This window comes from Deltaproteobacteria bacterium PRO3, assembly GCA_030263375.1.
Classification (GTDB): domain Bacteria; phylum UBA10199; class UBA10199; order DSSB01; family DSSB01; genus DSSB01.
This window is the reverse complement of record SZOV01000056.1, coordinates 1-22,461: the sequence shown is the minus strand read 5'-3', so window position 1 is coordinate 22,461 and position 22,461 is coordinate 1. Positions and strand designations below refer to the sequence as shown.

Sequence of the window (22,461 nt, the reverse complement as noted above, 5' to 3'; positions counted from 1 at the left end):
GAAGGTGTCGCCCTTGTCGATGGTCTCTTCCTCTTCCGGCAGCTAGACGAAGACGATGTCCCCCAATTGCCCTTGCGCGCAGTAGGTGATGCCGACGGTCGCGACGTCGCCTTCGATGCGAACCCATTCGTGCTCGGTGGTGTATTTGAGATCTTCAGGGAAGTTCATAAGGACGCCCGCTCCAATGAATCCGTTCGAAATCTTCTATACATTTTTCATGGGCCCTGTCCCGGTCTGCACCCCCACCGTGCTCGCAAGCGGCGCTGCGGGTTTGGCCAATCGCCAAGCAGTCCTAAGAACCCCCGCCCGGACACCCATGAAAAAATGTATAGAAGATTTCGAACTCCTAAATAAGTCGTTATTTTCGCGAATAAAAAGGCAATCGAGTGATTTTTGCTTTCTTCATTTTACCCCTGATGTCAATGAAAATTTCCCCGCTCTCGGCCGCGGCGCCGCGCGTCAAGAGCGCGGTCGCGATGCCGACCTGCAGGCTGGGGCTGAAGGTGCCGCTGCACACGACGCCGACGCGCTCGGTGCCCGCGAAGACGGCATAGCCCTCGCGCGGGATGCCGGGCTCTTCCATCGTCAGGCCCTTCAGCTCGCGCGCCGGCCCGCGCTCTTGAATGCGGGCCAAGGCCTCGCGCCCGATAAATTCGCCCTTCCCCAGCTTCACGACCCAGGCGAGGCCGGCCTCGAGGGGATCGACGGCGTCGCTCAGCTCGTGGCCGTAGAGCGGGTAGCCCATCTCGAGGCGCAGGGTGTCGCGCGCGCCCAGGCCGATGGGGCGGATGCCCTCGGGCTCGCCCGCCTTCAGGAAGGCCTCCCAAAGCCGCAACAGGTCGCCGTTCTCCAAAAAGACCTCGATGCCCTCCTCGCCGGTGTAGCCGGTGCGGGCGATGAGTCCTTTCACCCCGGCCAGGGAGGTCTCGCGGCATTGAAAGCGCTTCAGCGAGGCCAGGTCGAAGCCGAGGGCTTGCAAGACGGCCCCGCTCTTCGGACCTTGGAGGGCGATCATCCCCATCTCGGGGCTGCGGTCGGTCAGCGAGACTTGGCCGGAGAGGTGCGAGAGCAGCCACTCGCGGTCCTTGTCGATATTGGCGGCGTTCACGCAGAGCATGAAGCGCCGGGGGCCCAGGCGATAGACGATGATGTCGTCGACCGCAGTGCCCTTCTCGTAGAGCAAGAGCGAGTACTGGGCGTCGCCGTCCTTAAGCCGGCTAACGTCGTTGGTCGTGACCTTTTGCAGAAAGGCCTCGGCCTCCGGGCCCTCGACAAAGAATTCGCCCATGTGGGAGATGTCGAAGAGGCCGCAGCGCTCGCGCACCGCCTGGTGCTCGGCCAGGACGCCCTCGTAGGAGACCGGCATGTCCCAACCGCCGAACTCGACAAGCTTGGCGCCATGTCGAAGGTGCCAGTCGTAGAGGGGAGTTTTTTTTCCCATAGTTTCGCCCCTACAATCCCGCCCGATCCAAAATTTCGGGAACGAGGTCCTCCCGCCCCACCGTCATGATGTGAATCCCGTGCGAGATCGCCCGCAGCTCGCGGATCTGTTGGGCCGCGAAGTCGATGCCGACCTGCAGGGGCTCGGCGGCGCCGTTGAACTTGTGGATGATCTCCTCCGGGATGCGGATCCCGGGCACGTGGGAATTCAAAAAGGCCGCCTGCTTCGGTCCCTTGACCAAAAGCACGCCGATCAGGCTCTTGACCTTGTGCTCCTCACAGTAACGGTGGAAGGTCTCGACCTGAGCCAAGTCGTAGACCGGCTGGGATTGGAAGAAGGCCGCGCCGTTTTTCATCTTCTCTTCCATCTTTTGGAAGAAGGCCTTGGCGCCGATGTTCTTCGGGTCGACCGCGCCGCCGACGAAGAAGTCCGTCTTGCCGCTCAGCGGATGGTCGCCGTAGCTCAAGCCCTGGTTGAGCTTCTGAACCAAGGCCATCAGCTTGACAGAGGTCAGGTCGAAGACCGGCTTGGCCTCCTTCTGGTCGCCCAGGGCGACCGCGTCGCCGGTGAGCGGCAGAATGTTGCGGATCCCGAAGGCGTGGGCGCCCAGCAGGTCGGATTGAAGGGCGAGGCGGTTCCGGTCGCGGCAGGCCAACTGGTAGATGGGCTCGATGCCCTCGCGCACCAGGGCCGCGCTGGCCACCAGAGAGGAGAGGCGCATGATCGCCCGCTGGTTGTCCGTGACGTTGATCGCCACCACGCGGTCCTTCACCAGGCGCGCCTTCTCGAGGAAGTCGCTTAAGTCCGGGCCCTTGGGCGGCGCGATCTCGGAGGTCACGACGAAGCGTCCGGATTGTAGTTCTTCTTTAAGTCTGGTCATGAAGCACTTATTTTACCTGGATTCGGAAAAGCGACGCGCGGCCAGCAGGGTGTTCCACAATAACATGGTGATAGTCATGGGCCCCACGCCGCCCGGCACGGGCGTCACGTAGGCGGCCTGCTCGATGGCCGAGGCGAACTCGACGTCTCCGACGATCTTCTTGTCGGCCTTGCGATTGATGCCGACGTCGATCACCACCGCCCCCGGTTTGAGCCAGGAGCCCTTCACCAGCTCGGGGACCCCGACGGCGGCGACGACCACGTCGGCGCGGCGCACTTCGGCGGCCAGGTCAGGAGTACGGGAGTGGCAATAAGTGACCGTGGCGTTCTTTTCGAGCAGCATCATGCCCATCGGCTTTCCGACGATGTTGCTGCGCCCGACCACGACGGCGTGCTTGCCTTGCAGCTCGAAGCCGATGGACTCGAGGAGCTTCATGGCGCCGAAGGGCGTGCAGGAGCGAAAACCCTCCCGGCCGGTGACCAGGTTGCCGATATTCAGGGGGTGAAGCCCGTCGACGTCCTTGCGGGGATCAATATAAGTAGCAATGTCGAGGGCCTTAAGGGCCGGAGGCAGGGGCAGCTGAACCAAGATGCCGTGGACCTTGGGGTCCTCGTTCAGCCTGCGGACGAGGGCGATCAGGTCCTCCGCCTTCGTGTCCGCGGGCAGGCTGTGCTGGAAGCCGGCGATGCCGACGTCCTCGCAGGCCTTGGTCTTGTTGCGCACGTAGATCTGGCTGGCGGGGTCCTCGCCAACCAGGACGACGGCCAGACCGGGACGCAGGCCCTTCGCCGCGAAGAGCTCCGAGACGCCTTGCTTGATTTCCGCGCGAATTTTCTCGCTGACCGCCTTGCCGTCGATGATGCTGCCCATGGTCGTGGGGACTAATCGGCGCCCCCCACCCAAGTCAACGGCTTTTTGGCGCCGGTCGCGGGCCTAGAAGGCCCATTTCACGACCACCGGCATCAGCCGGGTCAGGAAGGCGACGTTGTTCTCGTTGAAGACGATGTCGAAGGACACGTCGGAGCCGATCTTGAAGTGCTCGCCGATATCGTATTGCCAGCCGAAGACCGGGATCGCGGCGTCGCCGAAGTCGGCGCCGTCGAAATTGGCGACGTAACCCATGCCGGCTCCGACGAAGAGATTCACCTTGGGAGTGATGTCGAAATAGTAGCGAAAGCGCGCGCCGACGTGGAAGGTGTCGGTGTCGCCCACCGTGCCCTCGAGGCGCAGGCTCAGCGAGGTGTGCTCGGTGAAGAAGAATTCGGGCTCGAGTCCGATGTCGAAGGAGGCGCCGAGGCCCTCGGTGCCGACGGCGACGCCGAGCGGCAGGTTCAAGACGAATTGCCGCGCCTGGGTATCGGCCAGCGCGGGGGCGCTTAGGCCTCCGAGGATGCAGGCCGCGACGAAGATTTTTTGGGAATGACGGATGATTTTTTTCAACATGATCGTTTCTCCTCTTGAATAAGACAGTGACGGCGACAAAACCCACACACGAGTCGCCGCGACAGGTCTTGAAATCCAGATCCGGATTTTTCGCTACCGACTGAGGTCCGCGCTGTCAACGAGATTTTGATGGCGAGTCGCCGTACGCTGTAGGATCATCCATGGAGAAAAAAAGGAGCCAGCCATGTCCGGAGAGATTCGAGAATATTCCATGTATATCGACGGCGCCTTCGTCGAGGCCACCTCGGGCGAGCGCACAAAATCGATCTGCCCCGCGGATCAGGAGACCCTTGCGACCTTCCCCCGAGGCGCCAAGGAAGACGTCGACCGCGCCGTCGCCGCCGCGCGCCGCGCCTTCGAGGACACCGACTGGGGACACGTGCGCAACAGCGTCGAACGCGGGCGCCTGCTGCGCGAGATCGGCAAGCGGCTGCGCGACGACCTGGACCGCTTAGCCGAGATCGAGGCCCTCGACACCGGCAAGACCATCACCGAGACCAGCCTGATCGACGTCCACCAGGCCGCCGACACCTTCGAATATTTCGCCGACCTGGCCACGCAGCTCAACGGCGAAGTCTTGGCCGTACCCGCCGACGCCCTCGACCTGGCGCTGCGCGAGCCGCTCGGCGTCTGCGGCGCCATCGCCGCCTGGAATTTTCCGCTGATGTTCGCTGCCTGGAAGATCGCTCCCGCCCTGGCTGCGGGCAACACGACGGTCTTCAAGCCCGCCGAGCTGACCTCGATGAGCGCCCTTGAACTGGCCAAGATCTGCGACGCGGTCGGTCTGCCCGCCGGCGTCGTCAACGTCGTGACCGGCCCCGGCTCGGCCGTCGGTCAGGCCTTGGCCGAGCACCCCGACGTCGCGAAGCTCTCCTTCACCGGCTCCACCGAGGTCGGACGGCGCATCCTGCAGGCGGCGGGCGGCAATCTCAAAAAGACGACGCTGGAGTTGGGCGGCAAGTCGCCGAACATCGTCTTCCCCGACGCCGATCTCTCCCGCGCGGTCAGCGGCGCCCTCACCGCGATCTTCTTCAACGCGGGGGAGTGCTGCATCGCGGGTTCGCGCCTCTTCCTCCACGCCGACATCTACGACGCCTTCGTCGAGCAGCTGGTCGAGCGCGCCCGGAAGATCAAGGTGGGGCATCCCCTGGATTGGGACTCCCGCATGGGACCGCTGGTCACGCCGACGCACCGGCAGCAGGTGCTCTCCTACGTGCAATGGGCCAAGGAGAACGGCCTCAACCTGCTCTGCGGCGGCGAGGTGCCGAAGGACCCCGCCCTCGCCCGCGGCAATTACCTCGAGCCGACGATCTTCGCCGCCGACTCCAATGCGGTGAAGCTGGCCCAGGAGGAGATCTTCGGGCCGGTCCTGACCGTGCTGAAATTTACGGAGGAGGAAGAGGCCGTCCGCCTCGCCAACGACACGATCTACGGCCTGGCGGGCGCCGTCTGGACCCAGGACATCAAGCGGGCCTTCCGCGTCGCCAAGCGGATCAAGGCGGGCCAGGTCTGGGTCAACCAATACATGTTGGTCTCGCCCTTCGCCCCCCATGGGGGCTTCAAGCAGAGCGGCTACGGCAAGGATTTGTCGAAGTATTCGCTGGAGGAATACACGCAGGTGAAAAACGTCTACGTGGATCTCTCGGAGGACGAATTCTTGAGCCTCTACGAGTAGGGGCGAACCTCGTGTTCGCCCCCCGTGCACGGACAAAGAGGGCGAACACAAGGTTCGCGCCTACGGACGCCGAAAATAAATCGATATTCGATGGAATTACTCCGCGGACGCAAGCTCCGCCGCCGCGACCTCGCGGACCTCGACCTTGGTCTGGCCACGGCGATGAAAGCCCAGCTTTCGCGCCGCCGCGTAGGAAAGGTCTAAAATGCGCCGCTTGATGAAGGGCCCGCGGTCGTTGACCCGCACCACGGCCTTCCGGCCGTTTTCCAGATTGGTCAATTCCAGCAAGGTCCCAAAGGGAAGGTCGCGGGAGGCGCAGGTCATGGCGTGCATGTTGTAGCGCTCGCCGCTCGCGGTGCGGCGGCCGTGGAAACCGGGGCCGTACCAAGACGCCCATCCGACGGCCATGGGCTCGGATTCGATCTCGAGATTCAGCTCGGCAGGCATAGGAACCATCAAATCCCAGGCCTTGAAGTGGGCCTTCACCTCTTTTTTGACCTTGGCAATGCCCGGCACGGCGAGCGCGGCCAGGGTCAAGGCAATCATCAAGCTGAGGGAGACGCGAAACATCCCTGGAGGGCTAACGATTTTCTCCTCCAGCGTCAACCCGGCCGGGAAAACCGGCGGGATCATTGACATTTCTCAAGGCCTTCCCTAACGTGTCCCGAGGGTCCCCGCTCGAAGGGTCCCGGAAGGAAATGTCATGCCGCGCGCCCACTCCGCCACGCCCGCCACCCGATTGATGATCGCCGCCTCCGAAAGCGACGCCAACCTGTTTTGGGCCACGCAGTTTCTCGCCCCGGACCCCGTCGTCTTCATCGAGCACCGCGGCAAGCGCTACCTCCTGCTCAACGACCTCGAGGTCGATCGCGGCAAGAAGGAGGCCGAGGTCGACAAGGTGCTCAGCTACTCCGAGATCGAAAAAAAACTCTCCGCTAAAAACGGCAAGAAGCCCGCGATGAGCGACGTCATCGCCCACGTCCTCAAAGGTCTGGGCGCCAAGGAGCTCACGGTGCCGGCGACCTTCCCGCTCTCCTTCGCCTTGCAGCTGAAAAAGCGAAAATTCAAGACCCTACCCAAGCCGGATCCCTTCTATGAAGAGCGGGTGCTGAAAACGGCGCGGGAGAAGGCCGCGATCAAGGACGCCCTAAGGCACACCGGCGAGGCGATCCAGGCCGCCTACCGCGTCCTGCGCGAATCAAAAATCCGCGGCGACCGCATCTATTACCGCGGCGAGGTCCTGACCAGCGAGCGCCTGCGCGGGACGATCAACCTGCACCTGATGGCACAGAACTGCCTCGGCAAGCACACCATCGTCGCCGGCGGCAACCAGGCGGTGGACCCGCACTGCGAGGGCTACGGCCCCCTCAAGCCGCACCAGACTATCGTGATGGACGTCTTCCCCCGCTCGATGGACAGCCAATACTTCGCCGACATGACGCGGACGGTGGTGAAGGGGAAGGCCAACGAGAAGATCCGGAAAATGTGGCACACGGTGAAGGAGGCCCAGGAGGGCGCCATCCGGCGCGTCCGCGCGGGCGTCAATGGCCGCGACATCCACCAGTGGATCCAGGATTATTTTGAGACGCGGGGCTACAAGACGGGGCGGGTGAAGGGCCGGATGCAGGGCTTCTTCCACGGCACCGGCCACGGCCTGGGCCTGGACATCCACGAGGCGCCGCGGGTGTCGAAGGTGTCGGAGATATTAAAGGCCGGGACGGTGGTGACGGTCGAGCCCGGCCTCTATTACCAAGGCATCGGCGGGGTGCGGATCGAAGACGTCGTCTACGTCAAGAAAGGCGGCTGCGAGGTCTTGTCGTCCTGCCCCAAAATATTGGAGATCCCGTAGGGGTCTTAGCCCCTACAGATCCTTCAGGATCTCCTCTTTCTTCTTGTCGTAATCCTTCTCGGTGATCAGGCCCTTGTCCTTCAAGGCCTTCAGCTCGGTCAGGCGGGCCTGGGCGTCGCTTTGGTCCTTCGCGGAGGGGGCCGGACGCGCCGGCGCCGGTGCGGCAGTCGTGGAGAGCGTCGTCGCACCCGTCGCCGAAGAGCCCTCCGGCGACTTGGCCATCTTCTTGCCCTTCTTCGCCAGCTCAGCCTCCTCGCGCAGCCGCTCGTCCTCGACGTCGAGGGCGTCCGCGATCTGCGGCCAGTTGGCGTTGAGGTCGAGGATCAGGGTATCGGTGGAATCGAGGGCGAACTTCTGTCCCTGCTGCGGCTCGATGCGCACGCCCACGCCCTTGGCCTCCTCGATCAGCCGTTGGCCGGTGGTCTTGGCCTGATAGTCGCCCTGCAGCTTGGCCTCGACCTTCAGGAAATCCAGGTGCAGCTCGTTGCCGACGATCCACATGCGGACGATCGTCAGTTTGTCGTTGCGGATGATGAAATAGGGCCGCTTCTGCACCACCGACCATATCACCGCCTGTTCCGGCGTCGCCTTGGCGAAGGCCTCGATCAGGTAGGGGGCGAACTTGTCGACGTACTCCAGCTCGAAGATGTCGCGGTTCTTGGATTCCTTCAGGAGGATCAGCTTCTTGCTGTACTTCAGGCTGCGCAGGATGGCCCGGATCTGCTCGTCGGTGAAGGTATAGGGATGGTTGAGCTGGACCTCCGGCCCCTTGGGCTTGAATTTTTCCAGCTTGACGAAATTGGCCTGGTTGTTGGGCTGCTGGTAGACCGTGGCGCCCCGGGCGGCCAGGGCCGGGACGGACAACAACACCAGGGAAAAAATCTGCAATAGTCGCTTCATGGATACTCCGACGCGGGAGAGGCGGTTTTGGTTTCGCGTTGGGCTCTAATATAAAGGGTGGGGGAGGTCAACATTCTCAAAATTTTGTTGCCTAAGCCCCCGGCTTTCCACAAGATAGGCCCCTATGCAACGCAGGTTTTGGCTGGTCCTGCCCCTCGCCTTTCTCCTGGTGACGGCGGCGGGCCTCTATCTCACGCCCCATCCGGCGGGGCTCGGCACGCATCGCGCGCTGGGCCTGCCCAAATGCCTCTTCCTCGAATGGACCGGCCTCCCCTGCCCCGGCTGCGGCCTGACTACCAGCTTCACGCACCTGCTGCACGGCCAATGGCGGGAGGCCTTCGCGGCCCATGCCCTGGGCCCCCTGCTTTTCCTGGCCTTCGGGATCGCGGCGGCCCTTTCCTTGGCCGAGTACTTTCATCGCCGGACCCCGCTCGGCGGCCTCTTGCGCGGGGCCAAGATGCATTGGGCCTATGCCGGACTGACCGTCTTTTTGGGCGCCTGGGCCCTGCGCCTGGTCTCGATTTGGCAACACCATTCTTGAACGACGAAGCGAAAGGACGAACGCTATGACGCCTCCTCCCACCCCGACCTCCACCGCCACCCCAGCCCCGGCCCCCGCCGGCGCCCCGAAGAACAACACCAAGGCCATCATGGCCCTGGTCTTGGGCATCCTCAGCCTGCTCTGCTGCGGCTTCTTCGCCGGCATCCCGGCCATCATCGTCGGGCGCTCCGAGGTCAAGGCCATCGACGAGGGGCGCGGCGATCCCGCCAACCGCAACCTGGCGCAGATCGGCTGGATCCTCGGCCTGGTGGGGACCGTCCTCAGCGCCATCGGCGCGCTGGTCTACATCGGCATCTTCGCCTTCGCCATCATGCAGGGCAAGGCGATGAACCCCAGCACTTTCTAATTTCGGAACTTCTATGGGCCTCAAGATCGTCGCGGGTTCGGCCAAGGGCCGCAAGCTGCGCGGTCCCAAATCGAAGGGCATCCGCCCGGCGGCGGCCCGCGTGCGCGAATCGCTCTTTCAGATCCTCGGGGACCTGTCCGGCAAGCGGGTCTTGGATCTCTTCGCCGGCACCGGGAGCATGGGCCTGGAGGCCCTGTCCCGGGGCGCCGACTCGGTCGTCTTCGTCGACCCCAACCAGGCCGCCGTCTCGCTGCTCTTCCACAACCTGGGGCTCACCGGCTTCCAGGAGAAGGCCCACGTGATCAAGAAGAAGGCGGCCGCCGCGATCGAGTTTTTGCACAAAAAGGGCTACCGCTACGACCTGATCTTCCTGGACCCCCCTTACGATAAGGGTTTCGTCGACGCGACCCTCAAGAAGCTCAAGGCCTTTCCCTTGCTGGCACCCGAGGGCCTCCTGCTCTGCGAGCACTCCCCCCGCGAAAGCCCCGCTTTTTTGAGTGGACTCGAGGTGGCGGATTTACGTAAGTACGGCCAAACGACGGTCACCTTCCTCAAGGAAACCCCATGCGCAGCAAAGTCGCCATCTACCCCGGCTCCTTCGACCCGCCCACCTTCGGGCACATGAACATCGTCGAGCGCGGCTTAGGCATCTTCGAAAAAATCATCATCGCCGTCGCCCACAACACCTCGAAGCGCTCGTTGTTCCGTCCGGAAGAGCGCGTGGCCCTGCTGAAGAAACTCTTCAAGGGCCGCAAGGACGTCGAGGTCGACACCTTCGAGGGCCTGCTGGTCGAGTACGCCCGGCGGAAAAAGACCAACGCCATCCTCCGCGGCTTGCGCACGGTGGCGGATTATGAATACGAATTGCAGATGTCCTTCGCCAACAAAAACCTCGACCCGAAGCTCGAGACCATCTTCATGATGACCGAGAGCCGCTTCTCCCACATCAGCTCGACAATCATCAAAGAAATCGCGTACTTCGGAGGTTCGGTGAAGGGCCTGGTGCACCCCTTGGTCGCCAAGACCATCCGTACGAAACTCAAGGAAAGAGCTTAAGACATGGTGAAACTCGCCCAACGCATCCAAAAGGTGAAACCCTCCCCCACCTTGGCCATCGACACCAAGGCCAAGGCGATGAAGGCGGAGGGCATCGACGTGGTCGGCTTCGGCGCCGGCGAGCCCGACTTCGACACGCCCGAGCACATCAAGCAGGCCGCCATCGCGGCCCTGAAGGCGGGCAAGACCAAGTACACGCCCGTGGGCGGCGTCAACGAGTTGAAGGATGCGATTATCGCAAAGCTGAAACGCGACAACAACCTAAGCTACACCCGCGACGAGGTCCTGGTCAGCTGCGGGGGCAAGCACTCGCTCTATAACATCGCCCAGGTCCTCCTCGAGGCCGGCGACGAGGTGATCATCCCCGCGCCCTATTGGGTGAGCTATCCCGACCAGGTGCTCCTAAACGACGCGACCCCAGTCATCGTCGAGACGAAAGAGGCGAACGGCTTCAAAATCACGCCGCAGGAGCTCGAAAAGGCGATCACTCCTAAGACCAAGGCCTTCGTCCTGAACAGTCCCTCCAACCCGACGGGCTCGGCCTACAGCCGCAAGGAGCTCGAGGCGGTCGCCGAGGTGCTGGTCGCCAAGGGCATCCTCTGCATCTCCGACGAGATTTATGAAAAGATCGTCTACGAGGGTTTCGAATTCGTCTCCATCGCCTCGCTCAACGACAAGATCAAGGCCCTGACCGTCACGGTCAACGGCGCCAGCAAGGTCTACTCGATGACCGGCTGGCGGATGGGCTACGCGGCGGGGCCCAAAGAGATCCTTGCGGCCATGACCAAGCTGCAGGGCCAGGTCACGACCAACATCAACAGCATGACCCAGTGGGCCTGCGTCGCGGCCCTCAACGAGTCCCAGGATTTCTTGAAGGAATGGGTGGCCGAATTTCAGCGCCGCCGCGACTACATCGTGAAGCGCTTCAACGCCATGCCGGGGATCCGCTGCTACAACCCGCAGGGCGCCTTCTACGTCTTTCCCAACATCTCCGCCTATCTCGGCAAGAGCGCGGGCGGTCGCAAGATCGACACCGACTCGGCCTTCTGCGAGTACCTGCTCGAGAAGCACCTGGTGGCCTGCGTCGCGGGCTCGGGCTTCGGCGCGCCGGGCTATATGCGGCTCTCCTACGCGACCAGCATGGAGAACATCCAAAAGGGCCTCGACCGCATCGAGAAGGCCTTGGGCGATTTTTCCTAGAAGGTCGGCGTCGACGGGAAATCCGCCGGCAGGTTGACCCGCGCGTCGTCCGGCAGGAGCAACTCGAGGAAGGGCACGTTCGTCACGTCGATGTCGATGTCCAGGCAGGTGCTCTGGTCGACCTCCACGGCCGTGGAGAGCTCCGCGCAGACGGCGAAGAAGTTCTCGATGGGCGGCGGAGGCACCAAGGCGAGCGAGGGGAACAGCGTGAAGTTCTGCAGGGTGCCGCTCCAGAAGTTGAAGTCGGTGCGGTAGCGGGCGACGTACTGCAGGGTGGACGGCGGCTCGACCGGTGTTCCGTCGCTGTTCACCTGGTTGTTGCTGTAGCGGATGGTCTTCAACAAGCGGTCTTCGCTGGGGTCGGTGGCGTCCAAGGCGGTCTGCTCGGTCCGCACATAGGCCACGTTGGAATCGGGCGTGAAGAAAACCGACTGAAACAGCGTGAAATATTCCGTGAATTGATCCAGCGGACGCGCGGGATTGCGATGGTTGTAGTTAACCCCCAAATTGCTGAGACCGACCGGCGGATCCGAGGGATTGATGAAGATGCTGATGCTCAGCCGGAAGCTACCCGCGCCGGGATTGCCCTCGTCTTCGGGCGTGTCCGGGTCGTCGGGGATATTGAGCTGGTCGAAGCATCCCGCGATGAAGGGCACGAATTCGCCGTTCAGTGCGGCATCGCGCCAGATGCGGTAGCAAACGGCCTGAAGGTCCTCGAAGGGCGCTTCGGAGGGACAGACCGAGTCGCAGCCGGTGGGACAGGTACAGCCGGTGCCGTCGTCATCCCCGTCGCCGTCGTAATCGAAGGCGGAAAAATCGATCTTGAGACGCTGATCGGGGAAAAAGCTGCCCGAGTCGAAGAACCGCGTAATGGGATTGAACGGAATCTGGAGTTGAGAAAGGCTGTTGAGGAACAACTCCACCTGGGTATTGACAAATTCGTTCGTGGTGAATCCGAAGACGATCCCGTCGAAATACTCGCCGCCCACCGGCAAGACCTGGGGCTTGAAGCCGCCGTCGTCCGCCACGAACTTCAAGGTGGCCCCGCCGCCGACCACATTGGTCTCGCTGACGTCGATGGCGACGTCATCCGGGAAAGAGAGCGAGGCCGGGAGCTCCGCCAGGGGCGCGGGTGCTGTGGCGGGGTTCAGGGCGGTGCAGGCGATGCCTAAGGCCGCAAAGATCGGCGCCAGCAAGGTCCAAAATCTTTTTTTAAGCTCTTGCATCACGTCTTAAGGCTCCACGCAGCAAACCCCGTTGCAGGCCATGTCGAAGCTGGCCACACCGAAGCCGATCAATTCGTTGCAGACGGGCTGGCCGAAGGTCCCGCACTCTACCGCAAAACCCAGGGACTCGATGATCGGGCAATCGACCTCGGGATTCGGCTCGAAGACGAAACAAATCTCGGAGGTAAGGGCGATGCCGCAGACGCCGAAGCCGGCCGCGCCGCCGCATTCGCCCGGGTTGACCGGGTCGTCGCACAGGTCGCCGAAGGTATCCGAGGGAACGAACTCACAGCAGCCGTTCGGATTGCACTGATGCCCGAATTGCGCGCAACCGCCAGTCAGGCCGTAACGGTCGTTGATCTCATCCGCCCGCTGACAGGTCATCTTCAGGCTGGTGTCCGAGGGCGGGCAATCCTGGCAGCAACCACTGGTGCAACCCAAGTCCAAGGAACAGTCGCTGGGTTCCTCGCAGGCGTCCACGTTGGGGGCGCAGGGGCAGGCGTCTCCCTTGCCGTCCAAATCGCCGTCGAGCTGGTCCGGATTTTCGATGGCCGGGCAATTGTCGCAGAGGTCGCCCACCCCGTCCGCGTCGGTATCGGACTGGTTGGGGTTGGGCAAGTTCTGACAATTGTCGGTCAGGTCGTCTCTAAAATCGTTGTCCGCGTCTTGAAAGCAGCTGGAGGCGTTGAGCGAGGAGAGGCAATTCAACCCGGCGTATCGGCCGGCGGACTGCAAGACTTGAACCACCGGCACCGGCGGCAGGCCGGGGCCTGCGAAAACCAGCGAAAACTTGGAACCGATCTGCAAGATCTCCAGATCCCCTGTGACGCCCGATCCCTGCATGTTCAGGGTAATGTCGGCCTGGGTGAGATCCGGGTTGCAGCCGGGGAAATCGATCTGGAAATTGTAAGTAAAAGTTCCGTTCATCAGCTGGCCGGTGCCGACCTGCACCCCGCGAAAGGCGATGGTGCCGGTGAGGACGTAGGAACAGTCTTCGCCCTCGGCGGCCGTGCAGTCCCCGACCAAGTCCGCGGCGCCCGCCTCGGAGGTGGTGACGCTGGCCGAGAGGTTTGACTGGCACCGCATGCCGGGAATACTCGCCATTTTGACGAAGTTTTGGGAATTAAGCGAGAGATTCGTCGCCTCGGAGAGTCCCAAGGCGTTAAGGGCGGCGGTGGCGGTGACGGTCGCGGCCGAGATGCTGTTGATCCGGCTGGCATTTGCCCCTGTGAACTTGTTCTGGGTCAAAAGCTCAGATTCGGAAGGCTCGCCTCCGCCGCAGGCAACCAAGAGGCTGATGACCACCGGGATAATCCAATTTCGACGCATCTTCCCTACCCCTCGCAATCCCCTAGAATGTCTCGATGAAACGATTTTAAGGTAAGTCGTTCCACCTTGAAAAGCTTTAAAAACGCCTCTAGAAAAATTTTCCTGCCTCGAAAATACACGGGGGGCCTAAGCCCCCCGTAATTACTCAGCGTTATATCGACGAACGGTTGCTAATAGACCCCGACTTGATTTCCGTCCGCGCAGGAATCCGCGGAGGAGCTGACGCACTTCGTGGTCTCCAAGGTGTTGCAACCGATGGCGGTCGGGTTGGAGGTCGGGCAGAAGAAGCTGGTCTCGGATCGCTTACGCTCCTTGCAGCCGAGTCCGCCGACCTGCGTGCCCGTGTTGCAGCTGATCGTCCCGTTGGTGAGAGTCTGGTTCCCGACGTCGATAACCGGGAAACAGGGCTGTATCAAATCGATGTTCCAAAGGATCTTCCCGATGCGAATGGATTCCGCAAAGGTTGAATTAGGCACTAAGTTGACGATGGAGGTCGCCTGGAAAGTCGGGTCCAATTCTGTGCAAAGGTTGCTGGTGCTCGCCGGAGCGACCGCGCAAGTGAATTGGTTGTTTGGGTCGATCTGCCCCCTATCCATATCGCATTGAGTACAGGCATTGACCAGCGGAGAGGCGTAATATTCAATGCCGCGGTCATCCTTGGTCATCCCGCCGAAGACCTCCACGCCGTTGAAGAAGGCACGGGTGTCCTCCGAGATCGTGCACCTGGCGGCGCAAACTCGGACGCTTCCTAAATTACATTGATCGGCTTGTTCTATCTTGAGGCACTCGGCGTAACAGACCTCGTCGACGTTTTTCCGGATAGTTGCGTGGCCTGCGGCTGACGCAAACAACAGCCCGCAAGCAGCCACTAACCCTATCAGTAGCTTTCCCATATTCCCTCCTTGGAAACCCCGATTCCCCACGAATCCCCACTTCCAAAGGGCCCCACCCCTTTCCTTAGGTGAAATACGAGAAGGAATCCGAAGTCGCGATTAAGTGAAAAAGATTGATTTAAAGGCAATGCTAATACTGTTCAGAAGTTTGTACAAATACTTTTGGCGAGGTTTGGAAAAAATTTCGCTGCGGAATTTGAAAATATTTCCAAAGAGCGAAATTGGCACGAAGTCGTCGCATGACTCGGGAGAAGCCTAGGCCCCTCTCATTCGCAAGCAGTGAAAATTATTAGGCTTCCAAAAAGCCTCTCCAGAAACTACCCCGTCAAAGGGAGGGCCCGCTTCAGGCGCGAGAAGAAACCGCCCTTCGCGGCGGTCCTTTCTTTTTCCCGATCTTCAAAAAGTTTTTTCTGAAAGCGCTGATTCAGATAGCGCGAGCGATACTCCTCCGGCAGCGAGGCGGCGATCCCCTCGAGGACCTGGATCCCCTTTTCAAAAAGCTCGAGGGCCTCGACGCGGGCCTTCTTGGCCGCATGGTGCCGGCCCCAGGCGTGGTAGAGCTCCCAAAGCAGCTCGCGGTAATTGTTCTTCTTGCACTCCTGCTCCAGCTCGAGGAAGACGGGGACCGGATCGCCGACCACCGAGGACTTCGCCCGCAGCAGGCGCAAGCGGATGTCGAATTCGTGATCCTGGGTTTGGACCTCGAGCTCGCCGAGACACTTCCGGCAGGCCTCCAACTTCTCTTGATCGTAGAGCAGATCCGCCAGGCCATATTTCGCCAAGGCCTTCAGCTCCTCGTTGCCGATGGCGGCCGCCTCGACCTCGGCTTGGCGGAAAAATTTTTCGGCCGCCTCGAAGCCGCCGAAACTGCGCTCCCAATAGGCGAGCATCAGCGCAAACCAGCCGGCGAGCAGGGCCTCGGAGATCTCCTCCGAGACCTTTCTCCCCTCCCGGAAGCAGCCCAGGGCGTACTCGCCCATGCCCAGCGTCAGGTACACGCTGCCCTGGCGCAGCAGGTTGTGGGCGATGTCTTTGCGGGTGCCGAACTTGCGCTGGTACTGGTCCATCTTCTGCAGGATGGAGAGGGCCTCGATGTAGCGGTTTTCCTTGAGCAAGGCGGTCAACAGGTTGCCCATGACCGAATACAGCGCGTGCATGGCGCCGGACTGCTCGGCCAGGACCATGGCCTTTTTCAGGCAGGAGATCGTCTCCTGGTAGCGGGAGCCCTTCAGGCAGGCGAAGCCCATGCCGTTCAAAAGCGTGAGCTGGTCGGAGATATTGTAGGACTCCGAACGCTCCAGGCGGCGGCGGAAGAATTGGACGGCCTCCTCGTGACGCCCCGCCAGCGACAGGGAGAGGCCGAGATTGTTGTTCTTGATCTGCAACCGTTCCGCCTCGGAGAGCTCCGCCTCCCGCGCGAAGGTCTTCTCGAAGCGCGCCACCGCCTCCGCCACCTTCCCCTCGTGGAGGTCGACGTTGCCCAGGGCGTTCTCGAGCATGGTCCGGTGCAGGGGGTCGCCGTCCGGAAGCAGCCTCACCGCCGCCTCGTAGTGCTCGCGCGCCGGGGCGAACTTCCGCATCTTGAAGTACAGCCACCCGGAAAGCTCCTCGCTCTCCCAGGAGGGGTATTGCGCCAATTTTTCCCGCAATCTCTCCGCCTCGGCGTAGCTGCCCGAGAGGATCAGGAGGCGGAAGGTCTTCAAGGTCAAGGCGCGCCACTCCGGCGATCCCTCCGCCGTCAGCTCGGCGGCCTTCTGCAGGCACTCGCAGGCCGAGGCGACCTTCCCTTCCCGCTCCAAGTCCTCTCCGGCCTGGCGGTAATGCCGGATCGCCTCCGAATTTTTCCCCGCCTTCGCGTAGTGGTAGGCGAGCTCCTTCACCGGCGTCGCGGCCGATTGCGCGAGGCCCCCAACGATCTTGGCGTGGAGCTCGCGTCGCCGCTCGGCCGGGAGCGATCCGATCAGATCGAGGGCCAAGGCCTGGCTGGAGACGCGGTAGACCGGATCTCCGTAGGGATTCCCGCTCAACAAGCCCAGCTTCATGCAGTTTTCCGCCACGTCGATGAAGGCGGCGGAATCCATCCCGAGGATGTTCAGGATCTCCGCCTCTCCGGCGGGCCTGAACAGCAGGGCCAGGGTCATCAGCAGCTCCTCCTCCGCGGGCTTGAGCTGCTTGAGCTTCTCTTCGTAGAGCTGATGGATCTTGTCGGGGCGCAGCAGGTTCTCCAGCGGCTCGCCGCGGAAGAAGTGCGGGGCGAGAAAGCGCAGGCCCTCGACCATCAGCAGGGGGAGGCCTCCGGAATACTGGTGCAGAACCTCGGCCAGGTTTTCGATCGGGGTCCGCTCGCCCAGGACCAATTTGAGGTAGGTGGAGATCCCTTTCGCGCTCAGGTGGGGCAGGCGGACGCCGCCCTCGATCGCCTCCTCGGTCGCGACCAGCAAGAACAGGGGCACCGCCTGTCCGGAGGCGCGCAGCTTGCGGGAATGCGCCGCCAGCTCGAGGACCAGGCTGCGCAGGTCCTGGTCGGCCTTGTGAAAATCGTCGATCAGCAGGCAAAGCGGCCCCTGTTTCGCCGCCTCGATGAGGAAGTCCATCCGGCGCCGGGTCTGCCAATTCTGGTCCAGCGCGTCCCCGGTGAAGGGCGGCATGTCCAGCCACTTTTCCAGCTTCGGCCAGGAGGGTACGTTCCAGTCGCACTCCACCTGCAGAAATCGGATCTCCTTCACTTGAACGACGTGGCGGATCTCTTCCAGCACCCGGCTCTTGCCCAGGCCCGCCTCGCCGGTGATGAAGTACACCGAGGAAAAATCCCCGGGCTCCGCCGAGAACAGGGCCTGCTCCATGCGCTCCTGGATGGGGCGCAGCACCTCCTCGCGGCGCTCCACGATCGGGCCCTCGATGGGGATCTGGGCGTGAAGCTCCTCCTCCTCGTGGCGGTACCGGCCGCCGGTGGCGAGGTTCAGGAAGTTCAGGACCACCCGGCTGTTGGAGAAGCGGTCCGAGGGATTCTTGGCCAACAGCTTTTCGGCGATCTCCCGGAGGTAGGCCGGGACCTCGCGCCCCTTCCAGAGACTCGGGGACAGGCTGCCGGAGCGGTGCCACTCCATGACGTCCTCCGGGTCATTCGCGCGGAAGGGCAGCCGCCCGGTGAGGCAGAGCAGGCAGAGCATGCCCAGGGAATACAGGTCCACGCGGTGGTCCAGCTTGGCGCTGCGCGCCAGGACCTCGGGCGCGATGAAGGCCAGGGTGCCGCCGAACTGCTGGGGCAAGGCCTTCAGCCGCACCGCCACGCCGAAGTCGACGAGCTTCACGTGGGGGTGCCCGCCCAGATCCTCCACCAGGACGTTCTCGGGTTTGATGTCGAAATGGATGATGCCCTGCGAATGGATGCACTCCAGCGCGGAGAGGATCTGGACCAGGATTTCTTCGAAATAGGCGACGGGTTTTCCGGCGATGGCCTCGAGCAGCGGCTTGCCGGGGCAGAACTCGGTGCTGAGGAAATACTGCTCGTTTTCCGGGGAGAAACCGAAGTCGAAGACCCGGGCCAGGTGGACCTGCTTCAGCTCGGCCAAGATCTCGAACTCCCGCTTGAAGACGTCGATGTTGTTTTGGTCGCAATGCTTGAGGTGCAGAAACTTGACCGCGACCTTTTCCCCGCGACGGGGATCGTCGGCCAGCCAAACCTCGCCGAAGCCGCCCTCCCCCAGCTTTTTGAGGAACTCGAATTTCCCGGCCTCGGAATTCCAGTGCCCGGAAGCGCCCACAAAAACCCCCAACCTCCTCCTTCCCAAACAAATCTATAATAACCCACGGCCGGGGGCGATTGCACCATCATTTCTTCGCCATGATCTCCTGGACAGCGCAGGCCCCAGTTCCTATCATGGAGACTCACAGACAAGGGGAGCCGGGTCGTGGGGGGACTATTCAAAAACAGCAAGATTTCCTTCTTGCTTTTCAAGTTCTTCCTGGAATTCGCCTTTTCCGCGGGCTTCTTCGCGGCGACTTCCCTGTTCATCACGCGGGTGGGGACCTTTTCCCTCTTCTATATCTATTTCGCCTCCTCGATCATCGCCCTTGGATTGTCTTATCTTTTCTCGAAGATCATCGACCGCTACTCACGCAAGGTCATCTTCTACGGCTCTTTCTTCACCTTGGGCGTCCTGGTGCTGATCGGCTGGACCCTGATTCAACTCTTTCCGGAGTGGAAGGCGCTTTACTTTGCGGTGCGCATCTATTCCTACGCCGTCCTGGTCCTGACCGGGCTGGAGTTCTGGGTCCTCGCCAGCCTCACCTTCACCCACGCCGACTCGAAGAAGGTCAATTCACAGCTGGTGGTGGCCACCATCCTGGGCGAGATGGCCGGGGGCCTCTTCACCGGCTTCGCCTCCCAATGGCTGGGAACCGAGTCGCTCCTGTTGCTCTGGGGCGCCTCGCTTTGCGTCATCCCCTTCCTCTTCGTGCGCTTCTCCTTTCCGCGCCCGGAGACCTCCGGCTTCTCGACCGGCATCGTCTGGGGCGAGGTCCAGGCGCCCGGCACCGGCTTCCGCTCGCGGTCCTTCTTCTCCAACCGCCTCATCCAGCTGATCTTCGTCTTCTGGATCGGCTATTCCTTCATCTGCTACGGCTCCGACTACGTCTTCAATTCCTTCGCCGCCGAGCGAATCCAAGGGGAGGACGCCTTGACCGCCTTCTTCGGCAAGGTCTCGGCGGCCGCCAGCCTCATCGTCCTCTGCTACCACTTGTTAATCGGCCCCAAAATCACCGAGCGGCTGGGCCCGACGCAGAATTTCATCCTCTTCGCCGCCTTGATGATCCTGCCGTGGATCCTTTTCATCATTCATCCGTCCCTGGTGACCATCGCGATCGTGGACGGCATCGTCTTTTATTTCTCCGACCACTTTGCGACCGGGATCCACTCCTCCATACTCACCGTCTTTCCGGAGCGAGTGAAGGGCAGGCTTCGCGTCCTCACCGAGGGCTTCGGCCGGCCGCTGGGCACCGTCCTGCTCTTCGCCGTCGCGGCGCTTTTCGCCTTCCAGGTCAGCATCTCGCAGATGCAGTACTGGATGCTGGCCGCCGCGGCGCTGTTCTTCCTGTTTCCATTCCTGTTCCGCAAACCCTACGGACGACACCTGCTCAACTGCCTGCATTCCCGCGATTCCAGCCTGGTGCTGAATTCGGTGCAGGCCCTCTGTGAAAGCCCGCAGACCGAGGCAATCGCGCCCCTGGCCTCCATCCTCCACGACTCCAAGAGCACCGAGCTGCGCCGCTCCGCGGTGACGGCGCTGGAGCACATCCGCAACCCCGAGGCGATGAAGACGGTGCTGCCGATCCTCGCCGATCCCAAGAACTCCCTGCACTCCGCCGCCATCGACGGCCTGCGGAACTCGCCGGAGTTCCAGGGCATCTACACCTTGATCGGCCTCCTAAAGAAGGATCAGGAAAAGGATCCCGTCTTGATGGCCAAATCCTTCCGCGTGCTGAAGGACCTGCTGGGCAAGGAGGTGATCGTCTTCTTCCTGGGCTATCTCTACGACCCCAACCCGCAGGTGCAGGCGGCGGCGCTCAAGGCCCTCGCCGGCTTCCGGGATCGACGCCTGATCCCGATCTTCCTCCCCTTTTTGGAGCACGCCGATCCCCGCGTGCGCGGGGCGGCCTGCATCGCGCTCCACCCCTTCGCCCGGACCCGGGAGGGGGCTCGGGACAAGGCCCTGACCGAGATCGAGCGGCTGGCGAGCTCCCGCGACACCACCGAGCGCCTGGCCGGCCTCGAGGCCATCGGCGCGACTCGGCTTTACGCCTACGAAAACCTGCTGGAAAACGCGCTGCGCGACTCCGACAAGACCCTGATCTGGGAGGCCGCCTCGGCCCTCGCCCATTTGAAAGACGCGGATTTCCTTCAACCCTATCTCCTGCTTCTGCTCGACGAAGATGAAGGCTTCGCCGTGGCGGCCGGGAAGCGGGTCGCCGAGTTTCCCCGCTGGAGCCGCCGGAAGCTGTTCGATAAAATTGAGGAGCTTCAGGACGCGCAACGCGCTAAGATCCAGATACGACTGCGAAAGACCCATCAGGATTTTTCGCATGATTGGTGAAAGGGCGAATTCGTTTGTTGTCTCGACTCCCGTTCCGGGCCCTTCTCTCGACCCTCCGCCGCGCGCGCGGCCGCGGCATGCTGCTGCTTTTTCTGGCGCTGGCGCCCCTCCCCCTGACCGCGGGGGAAAATGCGCCCCACAACGCCAAAACCCAGCCGAGCGGGCCGCCGCTGCTCCCGGACCCCGGATTCATCGAGAACCTGCCGCCGCCTTCCAAACGATGGTCGGCGCGCCTGCGCTCGGATTTCTATTCCCAGTACGTCTGGAACGGGGTGCTCTACAGCGGAGGTCCGGTGTGGCAGCCCTCGGCGACCCTGGAGATCTACGACGTCGGCATGACCGTTTGGGGCAACTTCGTGTTGGGCGACGAGCCGAACCAGGGCGAGTTCAACGAGGTGGACCTGACGCTCTACTACCAGAGGGACATCGGCAAATGGAGCCTTCAGGCCTCGCTCATCGCCGCACTCTACCTCAACGACGACCCGGCCTCGCGCAACCGCGGGCCGAACTCGCTGCAGGGCTACTTCCAGGTCAGCCGCGCGCTGGGCCCGGTGAAGGTGTTCAGCGACCTAACCGTCGGCTTCTTGGAGCCCGCCGGGACGATCCTCTGGGACTTCGGCGTGTCCTACCGGCGCAATCTCCCGCTGAAATTCCGGATGGAGACCTCGCTGCTCTTCGCGGTCGGGGACGCCCGCTTCAACAAGGCCTACTTCGCCGACGTCGGGACCCAGGCCAACCTGCTGGTCTATTCGCTGGCCTTTCCCTGGGCGCCGCTCAAGGGCTTCAGCTTCATCCCCAGCCTGTGCTTCTCAAATCTCCTGGCGCCCTCGCTGCGGCGCGCCTCGCCCGAGCCCACGGTGCTATGGGGCGGACTTTCCGTCGTCTACGATATTTGAGGAATTTAGATGATCGCGTGCCGGATCTTCGCCGAGACCCATTCGCTGACGCCCACCAAGGAGAAGATCGCGAGCAGGATCAGGAACGAGGCGGCGAACCCCTCCTGGCCGAGGCCCGCGAAACCTATGGCCGAAATGCCGAAAATGAGGGTCGGGATATACAGCGGCAGCACCAGCAGCGCGAGCAGGAGGCCCCCGCGGCGGGCTTTCAGCGTCAACGCCGCGCCGACGCTGCCGAGGAAGCTGATGGCCGGCGTTCCGGCCAGCATGGTCGCGACCAGCGCCGGCGTGAGCACAATGTCGAGATTGAGCATCAGCCCCAGCACCGGCGCCGCCAGGGCGAGCGGGATGCCGGTCGAGATCCAGTGCGCGAGCGCCTTGGCGGCGACCGCCAGCTCGAGGGGGAGCGGCGCGGTGGCCATCACCTCGAGCGAGCCGTCCTCGTGGTCGGCCTCGAACATGCGCGGCAAGGAAAGAAGTGCTGCCAGGAGAAGTGCGACCCACAGCACGCCCGGCGCGATGCGCGAGAGGAGCTTCAGGTCCGGCCCCAGGCCGAGCGGCAGCAGCGTCACGACCACGAGGTAGAAGCCGAGGGCGGTCCCGAGTGCGGCCCCCTCCCGCACGGCCAGGGTGAGGTCGCGCGCGAGGAGCGCCATGAAGCTCTTCATCATGC

General features: G+C 62.6%; 21 protein-coding genes. 9 read left to right on the top strand and 12 right to left on the bottom strand.

Annotation, left to right across the window (positions count from 1 at the left end):
- Positions 1-42 precede the first annotated feature (42 nt).
- The 5 genes from FBR05_09680 to FBR05_09660 all read right to left on the bottom strand — a co-directional run bounded on the left by FBR05_09680 (position 43) and on the right by FBR05_09660 (position 3,764).
- On the bottom strand, positions 43-168 hold the full coding sequence (locus FBR05_09680; protein MDL1872466.1) for a hypothetical protein: 126 nt from the start codon (positions 166-168) through the stop codon (positions 43-45).
- Positions 169-358: 190 nt separating this feature from the next.
- On the bottom strand, positions 359-1,441 hold the full coding sequence (gene gcvT, locus FBR05_09675) for a glycine cleavage system aminomethyltransferase GcvT (protein MDL1872465.1): 1,083 nt from the start codon (positions 1,439-1,441) through the stop codon (positions 359-361).
- A gap of 10 nt (positions 1,442-1,451) precedes the next feature.
- Positions 1,452-2,321, bottom strand: a complete 870-nt coding sequence (locus FBR05_09670; protein ID MDL1872464.1) for a methylenetetrahydrofolate reductase — start codon at positions 2,319-2,321, stop codon at positions 1,452-1,454.
- 12 nt (positions 2,322-2,333) lie between these two features.
- Complete coding sequence (gene folD, locus FBR05_09665; protein ID MDL1872463.1) at positions 2,334-3,191, bottom strand: bifunctional methylenetetrahydrofolate dehydrogenase/methenyltetrahydrofolate cyclohydrolase FolD; 858 nt, start codon at positions 3,189-3,191, stop codon at positions 2,334-2,336.
- Positions 3,192-3,254: 63 nt separating this feature from the next.
- Positions 3,255-3,764, bottom strand: coding sequence for a porin family protein (locus FBR05_09660; protein MDL1872462.1), 510 nt, complete (start codon positions 3,762-3,764; stop codon positions 3,255-3,257).
- A gap of 196 nt (positions 3,765-3,960) precedes the next feature.
- Here FBR05_09660 and FBR05_09655 point away from each other — a divergent pair, with 196 nt between their 5' ends.
- Positions 3,961-5,439 carry an aldehyde dehydrogenase family protein gene (locus FBR05_09655; protein MDL1872461.1) on the top strand — a complete coding sequence of 493 codons (1,479 nt, stop codon included), beginning with the start codon at positions 3,961-3,963 and terminating at the stop codon, positions 5,437-5,439.
- A 96-nt stretch (positions 5,440-5,535) separates the two neighbouring features.
- On the opposite strand, the gene FBR05_09650 is transcribed toward FBR05_09655, so the two are convergent.
- A complete protein-coding gene (locus FBR05_09650; protein MDL1872460.1) occupies positions 5,536-6,009 on the bottom strand; it encodes a septal ring lytic transglycosylase RlpA family protein in 474 nt (157 codons plus the stop codon).
- Between the two features lie 133 nt (positions 6,010-6,142).
- Between FBR05_09650 and FBR05_09645 the strand changes: the two genes are divergently transcribed.
- Positions 6,143-7,288 (top strand): aminopeptidase P family protein, encoded by a 1,146-nt coding sequence (locus FBR05_09645; GenBank protein ID MDL1872459.1) that lies wholly within the window; start codon positions 6,143-6,145, stop codon positions 7,286-7,288.
- Positions 7,289-7,300: 12 nt separating this feature from the next.
- Here FBR05_09645 and FBR05_09640 read toward each other — a convergent pair whose 3' ends face one another.
- Entirely contained in the window at positions 7,301-8,188 is an 888-nt protein-coding gene (locus tag FBR05_09640) for an SHOCT domain-containing protein (GenBank protein ID MDL1872458.1), read from the bottom strand.
- A 124-nt stretch (positions 8,189-8,312) separates the two neighbouring features.
- Here FBR05_09640 and FBR05_09635 point away from each other — a divergent pair, with 124 nt between their 5' ends.
- Genes FBR05_09635 through FBR05_09615 form a run of 5 tightly spaced genes read left to right on the top strand, consistent with a single transcriptional unit; the run spans position 8,313 to position 11,352 of the window.
- Positions 8,313-8,729, top strand: coding sequence for a DUF2752 domain-containing protein (locus FBR05_09635; GenBank protein MDL1872457.1), 417 nt, complete (start codon positions 8,313-8,315; stop codon positions 8,727-8,729).
- A 25-nt stretch (positions 8,730-8,754) separates the two neighbouring features.
- Entirely contained in the window at positions 8,755-9,096 is a 342-nt protein-coding gene (locus tag FBR05_09630) for a DUF4190 domain-containing protein (GenBank protein ID MDL1872456.1), read from the top strand.
- A gap of 13 nt (positions 9,097-9,109) precedes the next feature.
- A complete protein-coding gene (gene rsmD / locus FBR05_09625) occupies positions 9,110-9,721 on the top strand; it encodes a 16S rRNA (guanine(966)-N(2))-methyltransferase RsmD (GenBank protein ID MDL1872455.1) in 612 nt (203 codons plus the stop codon).
- On the top strand, positions 9,661-10,152 hold the full coding sequence (gene coaD, locus FBR05_09620) for a pantetheine-phosphate adenylyltransferase (protein MDL1872454.1): 492 nt from the start codon (positions 9,661-9,663) through the stop codon (positions 10,150-10,152). The genes rsmD and coaD overlap by 61 nt, the downstream gene beginning before the upstream one ends.
- Before the next feature lie 6 nt (positions 10,153-10,158).
- Positions 10,159-11,352: a pyridoxal phosphate-dependent aminotransferase gene (locus FBR05_09615; GenBank protein MDL1872453.1), complete on the top strand. Its 1,194-nt coding sequence runs from the start codon at positions 10,159-10,161 to the stop codon at positions 11,350-11,352.
- On the opposite strand, the gene FBR05_09610 is transcribed toward FBR05_09615, so the two are convergent.
- The 4 genes from FBR05_09610 to FBR05_09595 all read right to left on the bottom strand — a co-directional run bounded on the left by FBR05_09610 (position 11,349) and on the right by FBR05_09595 (position 18,564).
- The gene (locus tag FBR05_09610; protein MDL1872452.1) at positions 11,349-12,578 is read right to left on the bottom strand and encodes a hypothetical protein; all 1,230 of its coding nucleotides are present in this window, start codon (positions 12,576-12,578) and stop codon (positions 11,349-11,351) included. The genes FBR05_09615 and FBR05_09610 overlap by 4 nt on opposite strands.
- A gap of 6 nt (positions 12,579-12,584) precedes the next feature.
- Complete coding sequence (locus tag FBR05_09605) at positions 12,585-13,907, bottom strand: hypothetical protein (GenBank protein MDL1872451.1); 1,323 nt, start codon at positions 13,905-13,907, stop codon at positions 12,585-12,587.
- 170 nt (positions 13,908-14,077) lie between these two features.
- Positions 14,078-14,800: a hypothetical protein gene (locus tag FBR05_09600; GenBank protein ID MDL1872450.1), complete on the bottom strand. Its 723-nt coding sequence runs from the start codon at positions 14,798-14,800 to the stop codon at positions 14,078-14,080.
- Between the two features lie 317 nt (positions 14,801-15,117).
- Positions 15,118-18,564: a hypothetical protein gene (locus FBR05_09595; GenBank protein ID MDL1872449.1), complete on the bottom strand. Its 3,447-nt coding sequence runs from the start codon at positions 18,562-18,564 to the stop codon at positions 15,118-15,120.
- Positions 18,565-18,711: 147 nt separating this feature from the next.
- On the opposite strand from FBR05_09595, the gene FBR05_09590 reads away from it, so the two are divergent.
- Positions 18,712-20,892 carry a hypothetical protein gene (locus tag FBR05_09590; protein MDL1872448.1) on the top strand — a complete coding sequence of 727 codons (2,181 nt, stop codon included), beginning with the start codon at positions 18,712-18,714 and terminating at the stop codon, positions 20,890-20,892.
- A 17-nt stretch (positions 20,893-20,909) separates the two neighbouring features.
- The gene (locus FBR05_09585; protein MDL1872447.1) at positions 20,910-21,788 is read left to right on the top strand and encodes a hypothetical protein; all 879 of its coding nucleotides are present in this window, start codon (positions 20,910-20,912) and stop codon (positions 21,786-21,788) included.
- Positions 21,789-21,793: 5 nt separating this feature from the next.
- Here FBR05_09585 and ccmB read toward each other — a convergent pair whose 3' ends face one another.
- Positions 21,794-22,456 carry a heme exporter protein CcmB gene (gene ccmB / locus FBR05_09580; GenBank protein ID MDL1872446.1) on the bottom strand — a complete coding sequence of 221 codons (663 nt, stop codon included), beginning with the start codon at positions 22,454-22,456 and terminating at the stop codon, positions 21,794-21,796.
- Positions 22,457-22,461: the final 5 nt, after the last annotated feature.